3 protein-coding genes are annotated in these 805 nt (G+C 39.1%); all 3 read left to right on the top strand.

From position 1 onward, the window contains the following. Positions 1–318: hypothetical protein (locus PVK71_RS20315; protein WP_274421931.1), on the top strand; the 318-nt coding region annotated here is incomplete at its 5' end. Positions 319–328: 10 nt separating this feature from the next. After that, positions 329–544 (top strand): hypothetical protein, encoded by a 216-nt coding sequence (locus PVK71_RS20310; RefSeq protein ID WP_274421930.1) that lies wholly within the window; start codon positions 329–331, stop codon positions 542–544. Continuing rightward, the coding region (locus tag PVK71_RS20305; protein ID WP_274421129.1) for a hypothetical protein at positions 534–805 on the top strand (272 nt) is incomplete at its 3' end. The genes PVK71_RS20310 and PVK71_RS20305, both read left to right, overlap by 11 nt.

Genomic DNA, 805 nt, shown 5'->3' with positions numbered 1-805 from the left:
GCAATACAGAAAAATCACTCATTCATTCCGCCATTCACTCACAGTATCCTCAATGCAAATTCACAACTTAAGATTGTTATGTTCAAAGAAGACATTATTCGTATTGAAATGACCATGAATAGTTTAGTGGCGTTAACTCGTGAGCAAAATGCCACCCTAAAAGAAATGCTCGAAACCTTAACGAAAACCCGTACGACACAGGAATTTCATAACAAACGCCTTAATCATTTAGAGTCCGATAAAACCTGGTTGAACCGCTTAGTCGTAGCCATACTCATTACCTTAGTTCTTACTGCCGCCAAAGTAGTCATCCCTTAGGAGAGCGTTAATGAACGCATTAAAATTTGACCAATGGCGAGTATGGCCAAGACTGATGAGTGTCTTTGTGGGCTACATGTGGGTAGAGTTTAATGATTACTTTTTCTCTATCCCTATCAACCAACACAGTGAATTTGCTCTAGTACAATACGCGGCCATCACCGGTGTATTCATTGGATTCTGCAAGTTCTACATGGATACAGGAAAACGACTCAATGCCGATTAAATTCGTACTGATAACTGTCGTCGCTCTCATTACGCTGCTTGTTGGAGTCTATCGTGAAGGATATAACAGCGGTTTTTCGACGACGATGAATAAAATACAAACTCAGCACCTAGAGCAAATCAATATTGCGATTAAGAAAGCCAATACAAGCATTAACGATGAGAAAAGAGTTATCCATGAATTTATGACAAAACAAGCTGATTTTATTAAGCATGTTGAAGCAAACACAGGATCAGTATTATTAACACAGCCCCACCATAA

Origin of the sequence: Aliivibrio sp. S4MY1 (assembly GCF_028765545.1) — a bacterium.
Lineage (GTDB): Bacteria > Pseudomonadota > Gammaproteobacteria > Enterobacterales > Vibrionaceae > Aliivibrio.
Note: the sequence above shows the minus strand (reverse complement) of the source record. Positions and strands in the feature narration are given on the sequence as shown.